The sequence below is a fragment of the Acetatifactor muris genome (assembly GCF_024623325.1).
Taxonomy (GTDB): Bacteria; Bacillota; Clostridia; order Lachnospirales; family Lachnospiraceae; genus Acetatifactor; species Acetatifactor muris.
Genome location: NZ_JANJZD010000075.1, coordinates 1 through 5,437 on the forward strand (window position 1 = coordinate 1; position 5,437 = coordinate 5,437).

Consider the following 5,437-nt stretch of genomic DNA (forward strand, 5'->3'; position numbering starts at 1 on the left):
GGTATCTGCCCGATATTCGCAAATTCATCAAGTAAGCACCGTACATGGACGGGAAGCCGCCCGCCGTATTCATCATCTGCCTTGTCGCATAAAAGGTTGAATAACTGTGTGTAGAGAATACTCACGACAAAGTTAAAAGTATCGTCGGTGTCGCTGATAATGACGAAAAGGGCGGTCTTTCTGTCGCCTATGGTGTCAAGCTCCATTTCGTCGGTTTCCATAAGCTCCCGCAGTTCCTTAATGTCGAATGGGGATAACCTCGCGCCGCAGCTAATCAAAATCGACTTCGCCGTTTTGCCCGCCGCAAGTTTGTATTTTTTGTACTGCTTGACTGCAAAATGTTCCGGGTCTTTTTCTTCCAGACGTTCAAACATGAGGTCAACCGGGTTCTGGAAGTCCTCGTCGTCCTCGCGGGCTTCCGACGCATTTATCATTTCAAGCAGCGTCGTGAAGTTCTTCTCGTCCTCCGGGGCTTCATACCAGATATAGCCGATTAGTGCGGTATAGTAGAGCTTTTCCGCTTTCACCCAGAAATCCTCGCCGGATTTTTCCCCGTCGCCTTTGGTGTTGGCGATAATGGTATTGACTAACTTCAAAATGTCCTTTTCGCTCCGCAGATAGGCAAAGGGGTTGTATTTCATGGATTTTTTGAAGTTAATCGTATTTAGCACTTTGATACGGTATTTGTACCGCTGCAACATTTTTCCGGTTTCCAAAATCAGTGTTCCTTTTGGTAATGTCAAGTAAGGAATAAGAAAAAGTGTATCTTCTTATCAATCGGTTACACTGTCCTTGTCGTTCTCAATAAGCCGCACTACCTTGTCCGTAAAGGTTTCCCGGCTCGTTTCGCTGAAATGGATATGAATGTCAAAGGTGGTATTCCCTATCCGTTTCACAAGGTCGGGCTTCGCGTCCAGAGGGGCGGCGGTGCGGCTGGTCTTGCTGGTGTCATTGTTCATAGGCTCTCCTTTCCGTTCATCAGTCCTTTTAACCGTTCCATTTTCCCCTGTGCCGTGGACTTTCTGATATTCTCCCCGGTGAAGAATACCGGACAGCACATTTCAAGCAGACGGTCATAAATCCGGGCGTGGGCGGTGTCCTCCGGGTGCTGCAATTCCTCCAGCGTGAGGTTTGTTGTGACAATCAGCGGCTTCTGGCTTCGGTATCGGCTGTCAACAACGTTGTAAACCTGTTCAAGCCCGTATTCCGTGCCGCGCTCCATGCCGAAATCGTCAAGGATAAGCAGAGGGAAGCGGCAAAGGCGGTCTATGTATTCGTTCCTGCCCTTGTAGCTGGCGGCAAGGTCATTGAGGATAAGGGCAAAATTCGTCATGCACACGGAAATCTCACGCTCCATGAGGGCGTTGGCGATACACCCGGCAAAATAGCTCTTGCCTGTGCCTACCTTGCCCCATAGCAGATAGCCGATATTTTCCGCTTTCATTTCCTCCCAGTTCGCCGCATAGAATAAAGCCTTATCCATTTGGGGGCATTTGCCGTTGTCGTTCTCAAAAGTCCACTGGCGCATGGCGGTGTTGGAAAAGCCCCGGCGTTTTAATTCCTCCACGGTGTCGCGGTGCTTGCGTTCCCGGTCGGCGGCTTCCTGCTTTTCCCGGCGTTTGCGCTGGCAGTCACATTCTTTGGGGTGTCGGTCACGCCCGAAAAGGCTCTTTCCCTCGGTGAAATAGGCTTCTTTGGGCTGGCGGCAGTTCCCGCAGTATAAAAGCCCGTCCTCGCCCGTGTAGTCCTCCGGCTCTGGCTCTGTTTCTGTGGCAAGCCGGAAAATGGCGTTGTCATAATCGCTCATAAAATCGTCCTCCTTGTTCATGGTCTTTTATACGCCCTGTTTACAGGGCGTTGTATCTCCGCTGTCAAAGGCTCTCGCCCTCCTTGTAGGAATAATCGGGGATTCCCTTTTTCTCCGTTTCCTTTCGGTCACGCCCCGCCCACATACGGATAGCGGCGGCATGGTTGGCGTACTCTTTCCCGATAGCAGCCATGTACTCGCTCAATTCCTCAATGAACCGTTCCAGCCTGTCCGGGTATTCCCCTTTCAGTTCCGCATACTCGGATTCAGAGAGGAAAAGGTTTTTATATCTGCCATAGGGTGCGGGCTGCTCCCCACTCACTCCCATTCGTTGGCTCTCTTTTAGTTTGTTTATATTTATTTGATTAGGGTAAAGTTTTCTTGATGTCATAGGTAAAGTTTCCTTTAGGTCTGATGTACAGTTTTCTTTAGGACTGACATCAAGATTTCTTTGCGTCATAGGTAAAGAAACCTTTACTACTTCCGGCACTTTCACATAAAGGCGGTTCGGCGCGGAAAATCCCCGGCGTTCCCTCTCCAAAAGCCCGGCAGCGTCCAGCTCATTCAGTGCGCTTTGTATCGTCATGGTGCTTTTATCCAGTATTTCCGCTATCTCCGTAATGGGGTAGACAATGTATGTCCTGCCCTCGCTGTCCTGCCAGCCGTTCTTCTGTGAGAGGGCGGAACGGTCAAGGAGCAGCGCATAGAGCAGCTTCGCCGTTTGTGGCAAGTCCATTTTCAGCAGGAAACGGGGGTAGCGGAAAAACGGCGGCATTATTGTTTCAGTTGTGATGTATTCAGCTATGGTTTTCACCTCCTGTCTGTGGCTTCTGTTACGCATTTAAAACGGCTTTTCCGGGGGTAAAGGATAAAAGTATCACATACTCATTGAGCAGTAGCCGGAAAGCCTTGATTTACGGGGGTTCTGTATTTTCTAAAGCGTGACATTTCCCCCTCTGTTTCCGCTTGCGCTGTGCGGCTCTGGCTCTTTTCATGCGCCCGGCGCAGTCCGGGCAGTATTTCCCCCGGTTGGACTTGGGGAGAAACTGACCGCCGCACTCGGTACAGCGTTTCAGTTCTGCCCGGTGCAAAAGGGCGGCTTCCAGTTTCCAGTCAAGGGGAAGAACAGCAGAGATAAACCAGCGGCAGAGAAGCGAATAGCTGATACTCTGCACACATACACAAGGCTCTCCGTAGTCCAGCGCAATACAGTTGCCGTTGTCATAGTTGCAGCACTCATGCACAAGCCGACACGCCGCCCGGTGCTGGCGGTAGTCCATGTAGGGGCGTTTACCGTTCATTATCCCGCCCCTTTCTGCGCTCCGGCTCACGCCTTAAAATCTGCTCAATGTTACTTTTGACGGTCTGCAATTCTTTTGTGCGCTCCCTCTTTTCCCGGTACTCGTTGTAAAGGCTGTTCTTTTCCCTCATAAGCTGCTCAATCTCCGCTTGTAAGGTTTTGGACGCTGGCAGCTTGGAGATTCCCTGTGCCTTAAAATACCGGGTGGCAGCTTCGGCTATCATAAAATCGCTTTCGTGCTGCTCCCGGTAGTTTTTGCGGGCTTTCTCTGTTTTCTGTGCTTTCAGCCCGTCACGGGCGGGCTTGGTCTTGATGTACGCCAATAGCTGTTTCTGCAAGTCCCTTTTTTCATGCAAAGTGCTTTCTACGGCTTTCAGTTCGGCATGGACGCTTGACAATTCCGCACTGGCGGCGGCAAGGGCGGCTTCCAGTTCTTCCAGGGAAGAAAAGCCGGATTCTTCGTAAATGCTCATGGTCGCCGCCATTTGCTTTAAGTTGTGCAAGGTCGCCCATTTCTCGTAGCCTTTCCCCTTGCCCTCGGCTCTCTTGGCGGCTATGTCTACCATGCGTTGTACTCCGTCATTCTTTGGGGCGTTTATGGCGGCTTTGTTGCGCTGTAAGCGGTCTTTTATGCTCCGGGGGTATTCCTGTCTGGGGGCGGGTGTTTCGGCGGCTCTGGCGGCGTTCTGTGCGTTTATGGTGAGTGCTTCCAGTACGGCGGCACGGTCAAAATCATCACCCAACTTCCGGGCGGTGATTGGTTTCGTCCTGTCCGGCGTGAGATATGACAACCTCCCCCGGCTCTCCTTAACGGTCACTCCCTGTTGTAACAGCTTCCCGGAAAAGTCCTCAAAAGAGAGGGCAGAGGACAGGGCGGCGCGGATCGCGCCGCGCAGCTTCTCCTTGTCCGTTTCAAACTTGGTCGGTTTGGGCGGCTCTCCTTTGGCGGCAAGGGTAGAGTTTTCTTTATCCAGTGCGGCTTGTCCTTTCCGTTTCGCCCAATACTCACGCTCGGTGACACGGTTCTTGCTCCCGTTCAGCAGGTCAATCTGATAGAGGTTTTCCCGGTGGCACATTTCCATGACTTCCGCTTTAAAATACTCCATAGCCGCGTCCGTGCAGCGGTGCTTGCAGCCCTCCCTTGTGTCCGCTGGTCTTTCCATGTAGGGCAGTAGCGGCACTTCCGCAATCCGCAAGCTGTTTATGACGATATGCACATGAATGTTGCCGCTGTGGTTATGACCGTCCGGGTGGGTGCATACAAGGGCTTGGTGTCCGGGGAAATGCTCTTTACAGAACTGCTCGCCTAACTGTTGCGCCCGGTCTACGGTCAAGCCGTTGTCCTGTGCGTCACGGGGGTCAAAGCTGATGATATAGTGGTGGCTCTTTACGTCCTCCCGCTTTTGGTTCTTGCCGTATTTCAGATTGGAACGCATACACGCTATGGCGAAATCCTCCCCGCCGCAATTAAGGGAAGCTATGCGGTAATCGTCACGGGGGAGAAGCCGCCCGTTTTTATCAAGAGTGGGCTTCATGGTAAACTCGTCATGCTCAAAGGTTAGGTACTGTTCAGCCGCCCCGTAGTCGGCATTTTTAGAGCTGATATGTTTGAACGTTGCCAACGGCTTCACCCACTTTCTGCAAGACTTCAAACTTCAAGGCGGCAAGCTCCGCTGTGGCGGCTCGTACCTCTTTTGAGAGTGCGTTATAAGGTGCGCCGTATTCGTTCAGACAGCGGGCAATCTGGTTCAAGTTACCGCCGATTTTCCCGTACTCGGCGGTTAGCTTCCCAACGGCAGACAGCAATTCATCATTGACCGGGGAAACGGTGATAACCGGGCGTATGCTTGACTTGATAAGGGCTTGCCGGATATATTCAGACTGGCTCATTTTGCAGAGGGAAACACGCTCGGAAAACTCGGCATATTCTTCCTCGGTCAAGCGTGTCTTGATTACCCGGCGGCGGTGGGGCGTGTTGTATTTTCTCATGGCTGTGAACCTCCTTTCGTGGGTGGATTTTTTCAAGCGGCGCAAGCCGCAAAAGGCGGGCTTGGGGTGGCAACCCCAACAAGATTCCCGCAGGACAAAATGAGCCGGTAGGCGAAATTTGGTACTGTGGTAGAATCTTGCTCTTAGAAAGTGGCGGATTCCGCTGTGCTGGCTTCTGCCGTTTTCCCCCGGCTTGCGTGGCTTGACTTTCGCCAACTTTGCGGCGGTATTTTCTCCCGCTGTAAAGCCGGGGAAAAGCAAAACGGGCGCAAAAAAACAGGAAACCTTATTCCCCGATTTCCTGTTTCGTATCTTCGCCAATAGCGGCGGTTATCCTGTTG

The 5,437-nt window shown here is 52.0% G+C and carries 6 protein-coding genes and 1 pseudogene; all 7 read right to left on the bottom strand.

Annotated elements, in window-relative coordinates:
• Positions 1-743, bottom strand: a pseudogene (locus tag NSB25_RS28595) (VirD4-like conjugal transfer protein, CD1115 family); the annotation flags it as partial.
• Between the two features lie 30 nt (positions 744-773).
• Entirely contained in the window at positions 774-959 is a 186-nt protein-coding gene (locus NSB25_RS28600; protein ID WP_103241360.1) for a transposon-encoded TnpW family protein, read from the bottom strand.
• A complete protein-coding gene (locus NSB25_RS28605; RefSeq protein ID WP_103241359.1) occupies positions 956-1,807 on the bottom strand; it encodes an ATP-binding protein in 852 nt (283 codons plus the stop codon). Before NSB25_RS28605 ends, NSB25_RS28600 begins: the two co-directional genes overlap by 4 nt.
• A gap of 64 nt (positions 1,808-1,871) precedes the next feature.
• Positions 1,872-2,648: a replication initiator protein A gene (locus NSB25_RS28610; protein ID WP_103241358.1), complete on the bottom strand. Its 777-nt coding sequence runs from the start codon at positions 2,646-2,648 to the stop codon at positions 1,872-1,874.
• A gap of 73 nt (positions 2,649-2,721) precedes the next feature.
• Entirely contained in the window at positions 2,722-3,108 is a 387-nt protein-coding gene (locus NSB25_RS28615) for a cysteine-rich VLP domain-containing protein (protein ID WP_103241357.1), read from the bottom strand.
• Complete coding sequence (locus NSB25_RS28620; protein ID WP_103241356.1) at positions 3,098-4,729, bottom strand: relaxase/mobilization nuclease domain-containing protein; 1,632 nt, start codon at positions 4,727-4,729, stop codon at positions 3,098-3,100. The genes NSB25_RS28615 and NSB25_RS28620 overlap by 11 nt, the downstream gene beginning before the upstream one ends.
• Positions 4,701-5,096, bottom strand: coding sequence for a plasmid mobilization protein (locus tag NSB25_RS28625; protein WP_103241376.1), 396 nt, complete (start codon positions 5,094-5,096; stop codon positions 4,701-4,703). The genes NSB25_RS28620 and NSB25_RS28625 overlap by 29 nt, the downstream gene beginning before the upstream one ends.
• Positions 5,097-5,437 lie beyond the last annotated feature (341 nt).